Consider the following 15998-nt stretch of genomic DNA (forward strand, 5'->3'; position numbering starts at 1 on the left):
GATGGCGTCGACGCCCTCGTCGATGAACGACGTGAACGCCGTGATCTGCGAGTTCTGGTCGCCGTTGGTGGCGGGGGCGTACTTGAGGTCGAAGCCGTTCTCCTTCGAGAACGAGTCCTGGATGTTCTTCTCGTTCGCGGTGCGCCAGCCGCCCTCGGGGCCCACGGCCACGAAGCCGATGGTGGTGACGTCGCCTTCGGCGCTGCCGCCTTCTGCGGTGTCGGAGCCACCGGAGCATGCGGTGACGCCGAGAGCCATGGCTCCGGCGAGGGCGATTCCCGCAATGGCGCGGAAGCGTGCTGTCTTGAACATTGATCTCCTCCTCGAGATCCGCTTGCCCGTCTTCGGGGAGCGGTGTGAATGTGCTGTTCTTGATGAGTCGGGGTGTGCGATCTTGTGAGCGCTCACATCCGGGCTGTGCTGAACGATATCCACCGCATCGGGCTCTTGTCAACACGCAATGTGAACCCTCACAATGGGGTGTGCCGAAGATGCCGATCGTAGAGCTGTCCGGGGTCTCGGTGAGCTTCCCCGGCGTCAAGGCTCTCGACGGCGTCGACCTCCGACTGTTCCCCGGCGAGGTGCACTCGCTGATGGGTGAGAACGGAGCCGGGAAGTCGACCTTGATCAAGGCACTCACGGGCGTCTATCGCACCGACGGCGGCAGCATCCGCGTCGACGGGCGCGAGGTGGCGTTCACCGGAGTGGCCGACGCGCAGGCGGCCGGCATCAGCACGGTCTATCAGGAGGTCAACCTCCTGCCGAACCTCACGGTGGCCGAGAACGTGATGCTCGGCCGTGAGCCTCGCAGCTCCTGGGGCGGCATCTCCTGGAAGCGCGCGCGCTCGCGCACGCGCGAGCTGCTCGACCAGGTCGGCGTCGACATCGATCCCGCCTCGATGCTCTCGGAGCATCCGCCCGCCATCCAGCAGCTCGTCGCCATCGTGCGCGCGATCGCGGTGGAGACCCGCGTGCTCATTCTCGACGAGCCCACCTCGAGCCTCGACAACGACGAGGTCACCGAGCTCTTCCGTGTGATCTCGGTGCTGAAGTCGGAGGGGGTCGCGATCCTGTTCATCTCGCACTTCCTCGACCAGGTCTACGAGATCTCGGATCGCCTCACCGTGCTCCGTGAGGGCAGGCTGGTGGGCGAGTACCTGCCCGAGGAGCTCCTGCGGATCGACCTCGTGCACAAGATGATCGGCAAGGAGCTCGCGACGTTCGAGGAGCTCCGCCGCCGCATCGACGCGAGCGACGTGGAGGACAGCCTCGACGACGAGCAGCCCTACGTCGAGGCCGTCGGCCTCGGTCGCGACGGCGCCATCCAGCCGATCGACCTCAAGGTCTACGAGGGCGAGATCGTGGGCATCGCGGGCCTGCTCGGCTCGGGCCGCACCGAGCTCGCCCGGCTGCTCACCGGTGTCGACCGCTCCGACAAGGGGTCCCTCTCGGTCGAGGGCAGCACCACGCGCCTCGGCACGCCGCGGCGGGCCCTCAAGCACCGGATCGCGTACGCCTCGGAGAACCGGCGTACCGAGGGCATCATCGGCGAGCTCAGCATCCGCGACAACATCGCGCTCGCGCTGCAGGCCGACCTCGGCTGGTTCCGGCGCATCCCGCGGAAGCGCCAGGAGGAGCTCGCGGCGAGCTACATCCAGGCCATGGACATCCGGCCGGCCGACCCCGAGGCGCTCATGAAGAACCTCTCGGGCGGCAACCAGCAGAAGGTGCTGCTCGCCCGCTGGCTCGCGATCGCACCGCGGCTGCTCGTGCTCGACGAGCCCACGCGGGGCATCGACATCGGCGCCAAGGCCGAGATCCAGAAGCTCGTGACCGATCTCTCCGAGAACGGGCTCTCGGTGGTGTTCATCTCGGCCGAGCTCGAGGAGGTGCTGCGCATCAGCCACCGGGTGGCGGTGCTGCGCGACCGGCACAAGGTGGCCGATCTGCCCAACCACGACCTGTCGGTGTCGGATCTCCTGGCGGCCATCGCCGAGCCGACCGACGGCGCCGAAGCAGCGGGTGACGCCGCCCCCTCAGGCCCTGACGCAGACCCCGAGGAGTCCCCCCATGGCTGACGCTCCCCGGCAGGCGACGATCTTCGACGTGGCGAGACTCGCCGGTGTCTCGCACCAGACTGTCTCGCGCGTGCTCAACGACCTCCCCAACGTGCGCCCGGCCACGAAGGCCCGGGTGGAGGATGCGATCAAGCAGCTCCGCTACGTGCCCTCCCCCGCCGCCCGCGCCCTCGTCACGAAGCGCTCCCGCACCATCGGCCTCATCGCCACGGGAGGAACCGAGTTCGGGCCCTCCTCGACGGTGCTCTACTTCAACGTGGCGGCGCGGGATGCGCGCTGGTCGGTCTTCACGGCCAACATGGTCGACAGCGATCCCGGATCCGCCCGCGCCGCGGTCGAGGCGTTCCTCCGCCAGAACGTCGAGGGCATCGCGGTGATCAGCGGCCGTGAGGGCGTGACCGACATCGTGGCGGGCATGGAGCTCACGGTGCCGCTCATCGCCCTGCAGGCCACGGCGCACGCGGGCATGATGACGGTCGGCGTCGACCAGTACGCAGGCGGCCGGGCGGCCACCGCGCACCTGATCGCGCTCGGTCACCGGCGGATCGCGCACCTCGCAGGGCCCCAGGACTCCGTCGACGCGCGCGAGCGCGAGCGCGGCTGGCGCGACGAGCTCGCCGCCGCAGGGCTCGCGGCCCAGGTGGTGGGGGCCGGCGACTGGACGCCGACCTCGGGGTTCGCCTTCGGGCAGACCCTCGCCGACGAGGTCACGGCCGTGTTCGCCGCCAACGACCAGATGGCGCTCGGGCTCATCCACGCCGTCACCGAGCGCGGTCTCCGCGTGCCGGAGGATCTCAGCATCGTCGGCTTCGACGACATCCCCGAGGCCGAGCACATGGCTCCCCCGCTCACGACCCTGCGCCAGGACTTCGAGCGCGTGGGCCGCGACATGCTCGTGACCCTGCTCGGCCGCATCAACGGCGACGCCTCCGAGCCCATGGGGCCTTCGCAGCCCCAGCTCGTGGTGCGCGCCTCGACCGCGGAGGCGGCGCCCGGCACGAAGACCGGCCGGCGGCAGGCCACCCTCGCTCAGGCGCCCGCCGCCGACTGACCGGTCACACCGCGCCGCCCGCCGACCGGTGATCATCGACCGGCGGCGCTTTTTATGCCCGTCAAGGCATGCCGCTCACACCGCGCCGGGCTGGATGCCGCCGTTCCACGGGTAGCCGGTGTCCAGCGGAGCGCCGTCATCGTGCTGCGCGAGCCACGCCACCGCGGCCCCGTGGTAGCGGTGGAAGCCCTTGTAGTCCACCAGCTCGGGGTCGAGTGAGGCCAGCGCGCGGTGCATCCGCTTCGCCCAGTCCGGGGCGTGCTCGACGAGCTCAGCGAGGCTCACGAGGTAGGTGCGCACGGGGAAGACGATGGCGTTCGACCGCGGCAGCCGGTGCAGGGGCTGCAGCTCGATGCGCAGGTGCACGAGGTCGCCCGCGTTCTCGGGGGTGACCTTCGCGCGATCCGGAGCCCAGTCGGGCAGGGTCTCCACCGAGGTCTCGAGGCGGGGGTGCACGGTGAGCGACCAGTTGACGCGGCGCACCGGATGGCCGGGCTTCATGCGCAGCAGGAACTTCAGGGCCCGGTCGAGGATGCCCATCTCGTGGAGCTTCGGCACCGGTCCGTGGAACTCGAAGAAGCTCATGCCCAGGTTGAACTGCAGCGAGTAGTCGGCGCGCTGCGTGGTCATGCCGGCACCGATCACGAGGGTGCCGTCCTTCTCCTCGAGCACCACGAACTCGCCCTGGGCCTGCCGGGTCGCGTACTCCATCGGATCCATCGGGAGGGTCGAGGGGTCGCCGAACGTGAAGGTGTCGTCGAGGCCGAGCAGCCGGTTCTCCCAGCGCCACTCGTTGCCGTTCTTCGTGAGCGTGAAGTGCTCGGGGAAGTCGCGGGCGTACGACTCGAAGATGAGCTCGAGGAGGTCCCACTGCGCCTCGAGCATGTGGGGCAGGGCCGGGTAGTGCACCCCGGGGAGCTCCTCGAGCATCTGGGCGCGGTGCCGGCACTCGGAGACGTAGTGCTCGTCGATGTCGAAGGCGGCCCGGAGGGCGCCGTCGCCGGCCGGCACGTGCGGCTCGAGGTTCATCGAGTACATGTAGTCGTCGTCCGGGAACGGGAACGGCATGCGGCGCACGGCCTCGCGCGAGTTCTCGAAGCGGTACTCTCCCTCGGGGGTGAAGGACTCGTCGGGGGTGAATCCGGCAGCAGCGCCGGCAGCAGTGCCGGCAGCAGTGCCGGCAGTCGTGTGAGCGGTGGTCATGGTGAGCCTCCTCAGGCGTTGATCACGAGTTTCGAGCAGGTGGCCCGCGAGACGCAGGGCATGATGACGTTGCAGGCGGCGCGTTCGGCTTCGGAGAGCCAGTCGTCGCGGTGGTCGAGGGTGCCCTCGAGCTCGAGCACCTCGGTCTCGCACTCCCCGCAGGCACCGCCTCGGCAGAGGTAGGGCAGCTTGTGGCCCGCCTCCTCGACGGCCTCGAGCAGCGACTGGTCGGGCGAGACGTCGACCACGGCGCCCGAACGGGCAAGCGTCACCGAGAACGGTTCGCCCGTGGAGCCGAGATCCTCGAACCGCTCGAAGTGGATGTGCGAGTCGGTCCAGCCGAGATCGTGCGCCGACCCGATGACGTCGTCGACCATGCGGCTGGGGCCGCACACGTAGGCATGGGTGCCGAGCGGGCGGTCGCGCAGGATCTCGCGCGCGCTCAGCCTGGTCCCTGGCGCGTCGCCGTAGACCGTCACGCGGTCGCCGTAGAGCTCCTTGAGCTCACGACCGAGCGCGGCGTGCTCGGGGCCCCGCACGGCCAGGTGCAGCTCGAACGAGCCGCCCTTGACGTTCAGCTCCTCGAGCTGGGCGTAGATGGGGGTCACCCCCACCCCGCCGGCGATGAAGAGGTGGTGGCGTGCGTGCTTGGAGACCGGGAACAGGTTCGCGGGCGTCGTGACGCTCAGCACGTCGCCCTCACGCACATCCGTGTGCAGGGCGATCGAGCCGCGGCGGCCGTCGTCGACCCGGCGCACGGCGATCTGGTAGCGGCTCGTGTCGTAGGGCGAGCTCATCAGCGAGTAGGCGTTGCGGCGGGTCTCCCCCTCCCAGGGGATGAGCACCCGCACGTGGCTTCCGCCCGAGAAGGGCGGAAGCCAGCCCCCGTCGACGGGCGAGAAGGTGTAGCGGTTGATCTCCGGGGTGACCCGCTCGATGCGGTCGACCCGCACCCGGAGGGCGCCGTGCTGTGCGTCGTTCATGTGTCCAGTTCCTCGTCGTCGGGCATCTCTCCCGGCACCTCGCCGTCGGCCTTCACGCCCTGGAAGGCGGCGAGCCGGCCGGAGTAGTGGTCGCGCACCACCAGGTGGCGGCCGCAGCCCGGGCACTCGAACACCCGCCGGCTCACGTTCTCGGTGTAGTGGCTGCAGTGCGCGCACCAGACCCGCCGCACGAACGATCCGGCGTGCTCGCGCAGCACCTCGTCGCGGTTGAGGCCGTAGCGGGTCGCCACCTGCATCGAGGTGCCGATGAACCCCTCGGATCCGGCGAGGTACAGGCGCGTGCCCATCGTCGTTCCGGCGAGCAGGGCATCGAGGCCCTCGACGGCCTCGACGTTGCTCGGGAAGACCTGGAGCCCGGCCGTGCGGAAGCCCTCGATCTCGGCCAGATGGTTCCGGCCGGTGAACGACTCGACCGAGTAGAGCACCGTCGTGACGGCTCGCTGCTCGGGTGTCATCACGCCGAGGAGCCGCACCAGCGGGCCGCCTCCGCTGCCCTGGCCGGCCGCGACGTGACGGAGCCCGCTCGGCATCGGCGTCAGCTCGTCGTAGACCGGTCTGCTCTTGATGCCGGTGATCAGCATCGTCGCACCACCTTTCCGCTCAGGATTGTGCTAATAATTCATTCTTAGATGTTTTAAGTCAAGCGGCACCCGCCGCGCCTCGCACAACGACGTCCGAAAGAAGCCGCGCCCATGACCAGTGACCAGGACAGGCCCGCACAGCTCGACGACGCCGAGCACCTCAAGGTCCTCGGCTACGACGACACCTTCAACAGATCGATGAGCCTGTGGGCGAACTTCGCCCTCGGATTCACCTATCTCTCGCCTCTCGTGGGCGTCTACTCGCTGTTCGCGCTGGCGCTCAGCGTCGGCGGTCCGCCCTCGATCTGGTGGATCTTCATCGTCGGTGCCGGGCAGCTGCTCGTCTCGCTCGTCTTCGGCGAGGTCGTCTCCCAGTTCCCCATCCACGGCGGCATCTACCCCTGGGCCCGCCGGCTCTGGGGTCGCCGCTACGCCTGGATGGCCGCGTGGATCTACATCTGGGCGATGATCGTGACGATCACCGCGGTGTCGGAGTACGGATCCGGTTTCGCCGCGAGCCTGCTCGGCTTCGAACCCACCCCCACCACGACCCTCCTGCTCACGCTGGCCCTGCTCGTGATCGCCCTGCTGATCAACTTCTCCGGCACCAAGTGGCTCGCTCGCGTGGCCCGCATCGGCCTCGCGGCCGAGCTCGTCGGCGTGATCGGCGTGGGCCTCTACCTCCTGATCTTCCAGCGCAAGCAGGAGTTCGGGGTGTTCTTCGACTCGATGGGCGTCGAGGGCGACGGCAGCTACGGCACGGCCTTCTTCGGTGCCGCCCTCGCCGGCCTCTTCCTCTTCTACGGCTTCGAGGCCTGCGGCGACGTGGCCGAGGAGGTCGCCCAGCCCGCACGGCGCATCCCCCTCGCCATGATCATGACGATCCTCGTGGGCGGCGTCTCGGCGCTGTTCTCGTTCAGCGGCTACGTGCTCGCGGCGCCCAACCTGCAGGAGATCGTCTCCGGCGAGGTCGGCGACCCCATCCCGGGCATCCTCGAGGCGACCCTCGGCGGTGTCGGCGCCAAGATCTTCCTCGTCGTGGCGGTCACGGCCTTCCTCTCCTGCGTGCTCAGCCTGCAGGCGGCGGCGAGCCGGCTGCTGTTCTCCTTCGGCCGCGACGGCATGCTCCCGGCGAGCCGCTGGCTGTCGAAGGTCTCGCCGAACACCAAGGTGCCGAACAACGCGCTCATCGTGGCCTGCAGCATCCCGGCGCTCATCGCGGTGCTGGTCTGGCTGAACCCCGACCTGCTCGTGGCCGTGACCTCGTTCGCGGTGCTCGGCATCTACGTCGCGTTCCAGCTCGTGGTGCTCGGTGCGCTCCGCCAGCGGATCCGGGGCTGGAAGCCCGCCGGCCCGTTCTCGCTCGGCCGCCTCGGCTTCGTGGTCAACGCCCTCGCGCTCGCCTACGGCGTGTTCGCCATGGTGCTGCTCGCGACCCCCGGCGACTCGGGCAACGTCTTCACCGACTGGATCGTGCTGATCGGCCTCGGAGTGGTGGCGCTCATCGGTCTCGCCTACCTCTTCGCCGCCCGGCCGGACAAGCTGTCGGATGCGCCGGAGGGCGACGCGATCGCCGTGGCCGACGAGATCCGGCGCCGCACCCGCAGCACGACGAGGCGCTAGCATATGGGCACGTGATGCGGCCGCCCGCCCCCGTTCCGCCGGGCGACCGCCTCGGAGGACGGTGATGAGCTCGGAGCCCCACGACCTGTCGCCGCATCCCGTGCTCGAGGGATCCGGGGCGGGCACGAGCACGGCCATCGCCGACCGCATCGCCTCCTCGATCTCGATCGGGCTCCTCTCGGTGGGCGAGCGCCTGCCCACCGAGATCGAGCTCGCGCAGCAGTTCGGCGTGGCCGTGGCCACTCTGCGAAAGGCCCTCGCCGTGCTGCGGGAGCGCGAGCTCGTGGTCACGCGGCGGGGCCGGAGCGGCGGCACGTTCGTGGTGAGCGCTCCCTTCCCTGTGGCCGACGACGTCGAGCGCCGGATCGCAGGCACCAGCCTGGTCGAGCTCCGCGACCTCCGTGACGAGTACGTCGCCATCGGCACGGCGGTGGCCGCGCTCGCGGCACGGCGGGCGTGGGGCGAGTCGCTGCGCAGGCTCAGGGATCTCGCCGAGCAGGTCGTCGTGCCCACCGAGCCCTCCGAGATCGCGAGCGCCGACAGCCGGTTCCACATCGAGCTCGCCGTGCTCTCGCAGTCGGCGCGGCTCCTCCGCACCGAGCTCCGCCTGCAGAGCGAGATCGGGCCGCTGCTCTGGTCGGTGGTCGAGGGCACCGCGGCGGCCTCGGTGGTGCACGACCAGCACCTCGCCATCATCGAGGCCCTCGAGGCCGGCGACGGCGAGCGGGCGGTGGCGGCCGTGCGCGCCCACCTCGAGCACGACATCCTCGAGATCATGGATGCGAAGCTGTCGAACGACGGCGCGACGGCCCCTTCCTCGTCCTCCACGTCCTCCACGGCAGGAGCATCATGAGCACGACTTCCGGAACCGCTCCCCTGCCCGTCGTCGAGGCCGTCGAATCCTGGTTCGGCAGCCGGTTCTCGCACCTGGCGGCGATGAACGACGACTTCTGCGCCCTGCTCGAGCACGGCTCGACCGAGGGCGACGACGTCTCGCGGGTGGCGCGGTCCAACCGCGACGGGCTGAAGAAGCGGGTGCGGCGCTACCTGCGCGAGCATCCGTGGGCCGATGGTGCGGGCATGATCTTCACGCGTTCGGCCGAGGGCGGGCGCGGTGTGATCGAGTGGTGGGAGCGCGACTCCTCGCACGACGTCAACCGGTACTCCTTCGGCGTCGATCCCACGGCCGACCGCTTCTACGACTACGAGAAGCTCGAGTGGTTCACGAAGTCGTTCGGCGCCGGCTCCCACTGGGTGACGGGCCCGTACATCGACTACCTCGGGGTCGACAAGTACGTCATGACCCTCACCGTGCAGAGCGTCGTGCACGGCCGCCCGATCGGGGTCGCGGCGGTCGACCTCACGATGGACGACTTCGAGCGCGAGCTGCTGCCCGTGCTCCGCGAGCACCCGGGCCCTGCGGCGCTCGTCACCTCGCACGGCAGCGTGCTGGTCAGCAGCACGAGCCGCTTCGTGGTGGGCGACCTCGTGGGGCCGCTCCCGCCCCACTTCACCTCGACCACCATCGCCTCCTCCGGAGCCCCCCTCGCCCTGATCACAGGCCCCTCGCTCTAGAGCGACCCTCTGCCGGCGCGTCAAGCCCGTCGCGGGATGCGGCCGGGTGCTGTCGGTGGAGGGGACACGACGGAAGGGGAACACCATGTCTGAACGCAACACGATCGTCCGAGGGATGCACGACGTCGGCCTGGCCGCCTGGTTCGGCGGGTCGCTGATGGGGGCCGTGGGCCTGAACGGCGCCACGGCCAAGGCCTCGGACCCCACGGAGCGGCTGCGGCTCTCGTCGCTCGGCTGGGCGAAGTGGGCCCCGGTGCAGCTCGCCGCGATCATCTCGCACGGGATCGGCGGACTCGGCCTCATCGCCGGCAACACGGGGCGCCTCACCGCTCAGCCCGAGGCCCGCTCGAACACGAAGGTGAAGCTCGTGATCACCTGCATCGCGGGCGTCGCGAGCCTCTACTCCGGCTTCCTCGGCGGTGTCATGGCCAAGCACGCCGAGGAGGGCGCGGAGGGTGTGACGGAGCCGGACGCCACGGCCTCGAAGAAGCTCGCCGCCGCCCAGCGCAAGCAGCGGGTGCTGCAGTGGGTCATCCCGCTGCTCACGGGCACCCTCGTCGTGCTCGCCTCCCAGCAGGGCGAGCAGCAGCGGCCCCTCGCAGGGCTCCTCCGCCGCGGCAAGCGGTAGCCTGCGCGCGGCGGAGGGGGGCCTGCATGGATGCGCTTACGGAGTGCAGGCCACCAGGTCCTCCACCGCCGCCGACAGCGAGGCCGGGCCACCGAGCAGGGTGACCTTCGTGGCGCCGAGCTCCTCGATCTGGGCGAGGGTCGCTGCGGGGATGCAGTCGGCCTTCACCGTGAAGAGGGGCGCGTCGATCCGGGGCCCGTACGCCGAGCCCGCGAGAGCATCGGAGAACTTCAGGCCCGTCGCCAGCAGCACGTGATCGGCTTCGGTGAAGAAGTGATCGTTGATCGACCGCGACGCCTCGTACCGGTCGGCACCACCGAGTCGCACCGTGGTCGCGATCGCTGCCGCGTCCGTCTGGATGCCTGCCGAGACCGAGGCCTCGCCACCCGCGATCGCGATGCTCTTTACATCTAGATCGGCAAGCAGCTTCTTCGTCGCCGTATCCAGCGTCGACGCGGTGCCCTTGACCAGAATGACCGGACCGTCACCATCGATCGCCGCACCCGCAGAGAGCGCATCAGCGAACTTCGTGCCGGCCGACAGGACCGCAGTCGGCGCACCCGAAGGGAACGCGGCCTTCGCGATGTTCCGCGACGCCTCGTACCGGTCAGCACCACCGATCCGGGTCACCGTGCCGAGCCTCTTCAGCGCGGTTTCGACGTTCGCCGACACGGTGGCGGTGCCACCGACGATCACGATCTTGGTAGCCCCGAGTCGCTTGATCTCGGCCGCCACACCCGCAGGCAGGTCAGCGGTCGTGGTCAGCAGGATCGGAGCACCGGCGACCGTCGCAGCCGGAGCAGCCGACAGCGCATCCGGGAACACCGCACCCGACGCCACATACACAGTGTCAGACCCGTCAGCGAACCCGGCCTTCGACGTGTTCACCGCGACCTCGTACCGGTCCGCACCCGCGATCCGATCCACGTCCACACCGGGCTCCGGCTCCACCGCCGTCACCGTCACGGTCGCCGTCACCTCGATCGCCGTCGAGCTGAAGAGCTGCTTCTCCGGCGCGTCGTACGCCGTCGATCCTCCGGCCCCCACCCACTGGTTGAGGTTCGCGCCGATCGACTGCACCGTTCCCGAGACCGCGTACTCGCCCGGAGTCCCGAGGTCTGCCGCCGACACGTCCCACGCGACCGGCAGCTCCGAGGTGCCGCGCCCGTAGGCGAGCTCCACCTCGGCCGTGGCCGGCAGGGCCGCCACGAGCGCCTCCGCCGAGCTGCCCTCCTCGACCGAGACCGGCCCGAGCTCGCTCTGCACGGCCGCTGTCGCATCCGCCGCCCGCACGGTGTCGTACTGCGCCTTCGTGAGCGACACGATGCCGCCGTGCTTCGTGCTCGGGGCCATGTAGAAGGAACCGCCCGTGAGCTGGCTCCAGCCGGCCGAGAGGTCGGTGGTCTCCATCGGCCGGTAGCCGGTCGAGGGGATGACGTCGACGTAGAGGTACCAGCGCTCCTCGCTGTGGCTCTTGAAGACGGCCGGGCCCTCGACCCCGCCGGGGTTGCCGCCCGACCAGACCGCGCCGATCTGCGTCTGCAGGGTGCTCCAGGTCGTGCCCTGCTCCCACCAGCGGACGTCGTCGGTCGACTCCATGTAGATGCCGTCGCCGAAGGCGTTGTCCTTCGTGATGCGGTAGGTCGTGCCCTCGTCCTGGATCATCGTCGTGTCGATCGCGTCGCCGCCGTTGTCGACGAACACGCCGCCGTACTCGTAGCTCTCCTGGGTGAAGTCGGGCGTCGCGCCGTAGAGCACGCGGCTGTAGCTCGGGCCCTGCTGCTGCGGGTCGCTCCCCGGGAACACGGTCGAGGACCAGTAGACGACGAACGCACCGCGGCCGTCGGCGTAGTAGTCGTCGACCCAGGTGGCCTCGGGCGCCCAGGCCATGCCGAGCTCAGCAGCCGGAGCGCCGGCGGGGCCGGCGGCCACGTCGATCTGGCGCAGGTCGCCCCACGTCACGAGGTCCTTGGACTCCCAGGTGTTGAGCTTCGTGCTCGCGTTGCGAGTCCAGTGGCACCAGGTGGTGCAGGCTCCACTGCCCGCGTCGCCGCCGAAGACCCGGAGGTCGGTGGCGATGATGTAGTAGGTCTGGGTCTCGGGGTTGTAGGTGAGGTACGGATCGCGCACACCGGTCGTGCCGAGATCCGACGCCAGGACGGGCTCGCCGCCGTTCAGCGGGTCCCACTGCTCCGGATCGTCGCCGCGCGAGACATCGAGGTAGATCTTCTCGGCGTAGCCCTCGGAGTCCTCGATGAAGTGCACCATCAGGTAGCCGTAGTCGTCGGTCGCCGTGGCGGCCGGGAGCACGGTCACACCGATCTCCTCCGACACCTCGACACCGCGCACGGCGGCGGTCGCGGTGAGCGTGCCGGTGAGGGCCGGCTCCCCCGCCGCGGGCTGCTCGGCGGTCAGCGAGAAGCCGTCGTCGGCGATCGTCACGCCCTCGAGCGACGAGGTCCAGCGCACGGCGCCGCCGGCATCCGGCAGGGTGGTGCTGCTGTCGCTCACGACCACCGGCTCGAGGCCGTCGAGGATGCCCTGCGCGGCCGCGGCGAAGCTCGCCTCGTGCGCCACGGCATCCGTCTCGCTCACGGCCTGCACCTCGTCGGCGCTGAGTGCACGGTCGTAGACGCGGAACGCCGACACCTCGCCCTGGAAGACGGGGTCGGGCCAGGGCGAGCGGCCGATCGTGTTGAGCGACTGATCGGTGATCGAGGCGGGCGTGAGTGCTGTCGCGCCCTGCGCCACGCGCACCCCGTCGATCCAGTACGAGATCGTGCCGGCCGTGCCGTCGATCACGGAGGTGAGGCTGTACCAGCGGTCGGCGTCGAGCCCGGCGCCGGCGCGGGCGTTGACCTCGCCGCCACCGCCCGTGGTGGTGATGGCGGTGCGCGGGTTGTCGCGCACCGAGCTGAACCAGTACTGCTGGGTGGCGTCGTTGCCGATGTTCCAGAGGAAGTTGAACTGCGACTTCATGGCGGCGTCGATCTTCACCTCCGTCGTGACCGTGGCCGACGTCGCACCCGTGAGCACGTCGTCCGGCAGCTCGACCCAGTTCGCGGTGGCCGAGGTCTTCGAACCACCCGCGAAGCGGAGCGAGTCGCCCGTCCACAGGGCATCGGATGCGTTCACGACGGTCGCGTCGCCCACGGCACCCTCACCGGTGGCCGTGTTCTCGACGGTCGCTCCGGAGCTCTGGGAGAAGAGGTACTCGGCCACGAGGCCGTCGGCCGGGGCCGGGGCCGCCGCGGCAGCGGGAGCGATCGCGACCGCACCGAGACCGGCCACCATCACCGTCGCGGCGGCAGCGGACACCGCCACACGCACCCTCGCGAAGGCGCTCATGCGCGGGGCTCGCAGCTCGTGAGGTCCTCGACGGCGACGCTCAGGCTCGCCGTGCCACCCAGCAGGGTGACCTTCGTGGCGCCGAGCTCCTCGATCTGAGCGAGGGTCGCTGCGGGGATGCAGTCGGCCTTCACCGTGAACAGAGGCGCGTCGATCCGCGGTCCGTACGCCGAGCCTGCGAGAGCATCGGAGAACTTCAGCCCCGTTGCGAGCAGCACGTGATCGGCGGTGTCGAAGAAGTGATCGTTGATCGACCTCGACGCCTCGTACCGGTCAGCGCCACCGAGACGGACGGTCTCGGCGATCGCAGCGGCATCCGTCTGGATGCCTGTGGAGACCGACGCGGGCCCGCCGGCGATCGCGATGCTCTTCACATCGAGATCCGCAAGCAGCTTCTTCGTCGCCGCGTCCAAGGAGGACGCGGTGCCCTTGACCAGGATCACCGGACCGTCACCGTCGATCGCCGCACCCGCAGAGAGCGCATCAGCGAACTTGGTACCCGCCGACAGGACCGCGGTGGGTGCGCCGTCAGGGAACGCGGCCTTCGCGATGTTCCGCGACGCCTCGTACCGATCAGCACCACCGATCCGGGTCACCGTGCCGAGCTTCGCGAGCGAAGCCTCGACCTTGGCCGACACCGTGGCGGTGCCACCGACGATCACGATCTTGGTCGCCCCGAGTCGCTTGATCTCAGCCGCGACACCCGCAGGCAGGTCAGCGGTCGTGGTCAGCAGGATCGGAGCACCGGCGACCGTCGCAGCAGGAGCTGCCGACAGCGCATCCGGGAACACGGCACCCGACGCGACATACACAGTGGACGATCCATCAGCGAATCCAGCCTTCGACGTGTTCACCGCGACCTCGTACCGGTCCGCGCCCGCGATCCGATCCACGTCCACGGTCGGCTCGGGCTCCGTCCCCGTCACCACGACGTCGAGCGTCACGGTCGGCGAGGCGAGCTCCTCGGTGCGCTCCATGTCGAGCACGGGCAGCCCCTCGGCCGACCAGTGCACGCGACGCACGAACATGTCGCGTCCGCTCAGGCCGTTGTTGTCGGTGCGGGCGTGGAAGACGTAGATCAGGTTGCCGTCCTCGTCCTCCGACCACATGCCGTGGCCGGTGCCGAGCTGCCAGGCGCCGTCGTAGACGCCCGACTTCTGAATGGGGTAGTCGAGCTTCTTCCAGGCCTCCTCGGTGAGGAGGTCGGTGTCGCCCGAGGCATCCGCCGTGGCAAGGCCCGTGGTGTAGGTGTTGCCCACGGTCGAGCCCGAGTAGAGCAGCTGCAGCACGCCGTCGTGGTTGATGACGTTGGGGCCCTCGGCGATCGTGTTGTCCCACGCGTACTCGGGGGCGAGGATGCGCACCGGCTCCGAGGTGAGGCGGGTCGGCGTCTCGGGGTCGACGGTCGCGATGAAGAGCGCACCGAGGTGCTGCCAGATGTAGTAGGCCTGGCCCTTCTCGTCTTCGAAGAACGTCATGTCGAGCGAGATGCCCGCCACCTGGTTGAGGTCGGAGCCGTCGGCGCGGAGCACCTTCTCGGGCTTGGTCCAGTTCGCCGGCACGGCCGGGTCGAGGTCGGCGCCCGAGGCGTCCTGCTTCAGCTGCATGATCGAGGCGCGACCCGTCCACATGTCGGGGTTCTGGCCGTAGCAGGGCATGAACAGGATCGAGAGCCTGCCGTCGATCTCGTGGTACTCGGGGGCCCAGAAGCATCCGGTCATGACGTTGCCCTGCGCATCCGTGTCGCCCCGCTTCAGCAGGTCGATCTCGGTCGCGCCGGCGGCGTCGGAGAGGCCGGTGATGGAGTCGGCGATGCGGATCGGCATCATCGCGGCGCCCTGCTGCTCGACGTTCGAGCCGTAGAGGTCGTTGGTGGCGATCATCAGGTACTTCGTGGTGCCGTTCCAGTCGTACTTGTAGACCGACGGGTCGGCGCGCTCGTCGGCGAACGGGATCGGGTACTGCGTCTGCTTGACCGTGCCCGTCACCGTGTAGGTGCCGGGGGTCTCGGTGTCGACGCCCGTGGTGTCCCAGCTCGCGACGGGGAGGGATCCGGTGGAGCCGTCGGAGTAGTCGAGCTGCACCGAGCCCGGCAGGTCGAGGGCCGACGCGTCGGCGCCGACCTCGGCCTCGACGGCGTCGAACGCCTGGTAGCCGGTGTTGACGATGCGGCCGAAGCGCTCCTCGAGGGCGGTCACGGTGGCGGCGTCGACCGGAATCGACCGGCCGGGCACGTAGTCGTCGATGCCGGCGGCGGTCTCGACGGCGGGCAGCGCGCTGACCTCTCCGGCGACGACGGCACCGCGCGTGCTCGCGTCGGCGAGGTCGGCGACGGTGGTGTGCTTGGCGACTCCGGAGTCGTCGGTCCAGGCGATGAGGTAGTGCTCGGCGGCCGAGTCCCACACCGCGTGCGGGGCGTTGACGCCGTTCGTCTCGCCGAGGTCGAGCAGGCCGATCTCGTCGTAGTCGAGCAGGTCGGCCGAGGTGGCCACGAGCACGCTCGAGACGGCCGTGCCGTCGGAGCCGCCGCCGCGGGCGGTGCGGGTGGCGATCACACCGTAGCCGCCGTCGGCGGTGCGGAAGACCGTGGGGTTCACGAGGCTGCGGATGATGGCGTCGGACGTGCCGTCGGCCGGCGGGGTCACCGAGGTCTTCGGGAAGAAGATGCCGTAGTTCTCGTTGAGCGGGGTCCACTCGGAGGCGCCGGCGGGGTTCTCGGTCGCGTTCTCGTTGAGGGCCAGGTGCATGCTCAACGCGACGTCGGCGTTGTTCGCCTCGTTCTCGCTCGTGGGGGTGCGGTGGTAGCTCAGCAGCTGCTGGGTCCCCTCGGCGGGGAGCACCGTGATGGTGAAGGTCTTGGTCACGGTGGCCTCGGGGAATCCGGAGGCGGAGACCACGGCGTCGACG

General features: G+C 69.9%; 11 protein-coding genes and 1 pseudogene. 6 read left to right on the forward strand and 6 right to left on the reverse strand.

Annotation, left to right across the window (positions count from 1 at the left end; genetic code table 11):
* A pseudogene (locus Q0D57_RS16255) lies at window positions 1-312 on the reverse strand (sugar ABC transporter substrate-binding protein); the annotation flags it as partial.
* A gap of 179 nt (window positions 313-491) precedes the next feature.
* Here Q0D57_RS16255 and Q0D57_RS16260 point away from each other — a divergent pair.
* Together Q0D57_RS16260 and Q0D57_RS16265 are read left to right on the forward strand one after the other, a co-directional pair.
* On the forward strand, window positions 492-2078 hold the full coding sequence (locus tag Q0D57_RS16260; protein WP_291045974.1) for a sugar ABC transporter ATP-binding protein: 1587 nt from the start codon (window positions 492-494) through the stop codon (window positions 2076-2078).
* Complete coding sequence (locus tag Q0D57_RS16265) at window positions 2071-3129, forward strand: LacI family DNA-binding transcriptional regulator (RefSeq protein WP_291045975.1); 1059 nt, start codon at window positions 2071-2073, stop codon at window positions 3127-3129. The genes Q0D57_RS16260 and Q0D57_RS16265 overlap by 8 nt, the downstream gene beginning before the upstream one ends.
* A 75-nt stretch (window positions 3130-3204) precedes the next feature.
* On the opposite strand, the gene Q0D57_RS16270 is transcribed toward Q0D57_RS16265, so the two are convergent.
* Genes Q0D57_RS16270 through Q0D57_RS16280 form a run of 3 tightly spaced genes read right to left on the reverse strand, consistent with a single transcriptional unit; the run spans window position 3205 to window position 5917 of the window.
* A complete protein-coding gene (locus tag Q0D57_RS16270) occupies window positions 3205-4332 on the reverse strand; it encodes a DUF3445 domain-containing protein (protein ID WP_291045976.1) in 1128 nt (375 codons plus the stop codon).
* Window positions 4333-4343: 11 nt separating this feature from the next.
* Complete coding sequence (locus tag Q0D57_RS16275) at window positions 4344-5315, reverse strand: PDR/VanB family oxidoreductase (RefSeq protein WP_291045977.1); 972 nt, start codon at window positions 5313-5315, stop codon at window positions 4344-4346.
* Window positions 5312-5917 (reverse strand): dimethylamine monooxygenase subunit DmmA family protein, encoded by a 606-nt coding sequence (locus tag Q0D57_RS16280; protein WP_291045978.1) that lies wholly within the window; start codon window positions 5915-5917, stop codon window positions 5312-5314. Before Q0D57_RS16280 ends, Q0D57_RS16275 begins: the two co-directional genes overlap by 4 nt.
* Window positions 5918-6028: 111 nt before the next feature.
* Between Q0D57_RS16280 and Q0D57_RS16285 the strand changes: the two genes are divergently transcribed.
* The 4 genes from Q0D57_RS16285 (at window position 6029) to Q0D57_RS16300 (ending at window position 9743) form a co-directional block, all read left to right on the forward strand.
* Window positions 6029-7540, forward strand: coding sequence for an amino acid permease (locus Q0D57_RS16285; RefSeq protein WP_291045979.1), 1512 nt, complete (start codon window positions 6029-6031; stop codon window positions 7538-7540).
* A gap of 64 nt (window positions 7541-7604) precedes the next feature.
* A complete protein-coding gene (locus tag Q0D57_RS16290; RefSeq protein WP_291045980.1) occupies window positions 7605-8393 on the forward strand; it encodes an FCD domain-containing protein in 789 nt (262 codons plus the stop codon).
* On the forward strand, window positions 8390-9115 hold the full coding sequence (locus Q0D57_RS16295; protein ID WP_291045982.1) for a cache domain-containing protein: 726 nt from the start codon (window positions 8390-8392) through the stop codon (window positions 9113-9115). The genes Q0D57_RS16290 and Q0D57_RS16295 overlap by 4 nt, the downstream gene beginning before the upstream one ends.
* Window positions 9116-9200: 85 nt before the next feature.
* Window positions 9201-9743 carry a hypothetical protein gene (locus tag Q0D57_RS16300; protein ID WP_291045984.1) on the forward strand — a complete coding sequence of 181 codons (543 nt, stop codon included), beginning with the start codon at window positions 9201-9203 and terminating at the stop codon, window positions 9741-9743.
* Window positions 9744-9779: 36 nt separating this feature from the next.
* Here the strand turns inward: Q0D57_RS16300 and Q0D57_RS16305 are convergent, their stop codons facing one another.
* Window positions 9780-13061, reverse strand: a complete 3282-nt coding sequence (locus Q0D57_RS16305) for a cell wall-binding repeat-containing protein (RefSeq protein ID WP_291045986.1) — start codon at window positions 13059-13061, stop codon at window positions 9780-9782.
* A 26-nt stretch (window positions 13062-13087) separates the two neighbouring features.
* On the reverse strand, window positions 13088-15998 hold a 2911-nt coding region (locus Q0D57_RS16310), incomplete at its 5' end, for a cell wall-binding repeat-containing protein (protein ID WP_291045988.1).

The sequence above is a fragment of the Herbiconiux sp. genome (assembly GCF_023264895.1).
Taxonomy (GTDB): domain Bacteria; phylum Actinomycetota; class Actinomycetes; order Actinomycetales; family Microbacteriaceae; genus Herbiconiux.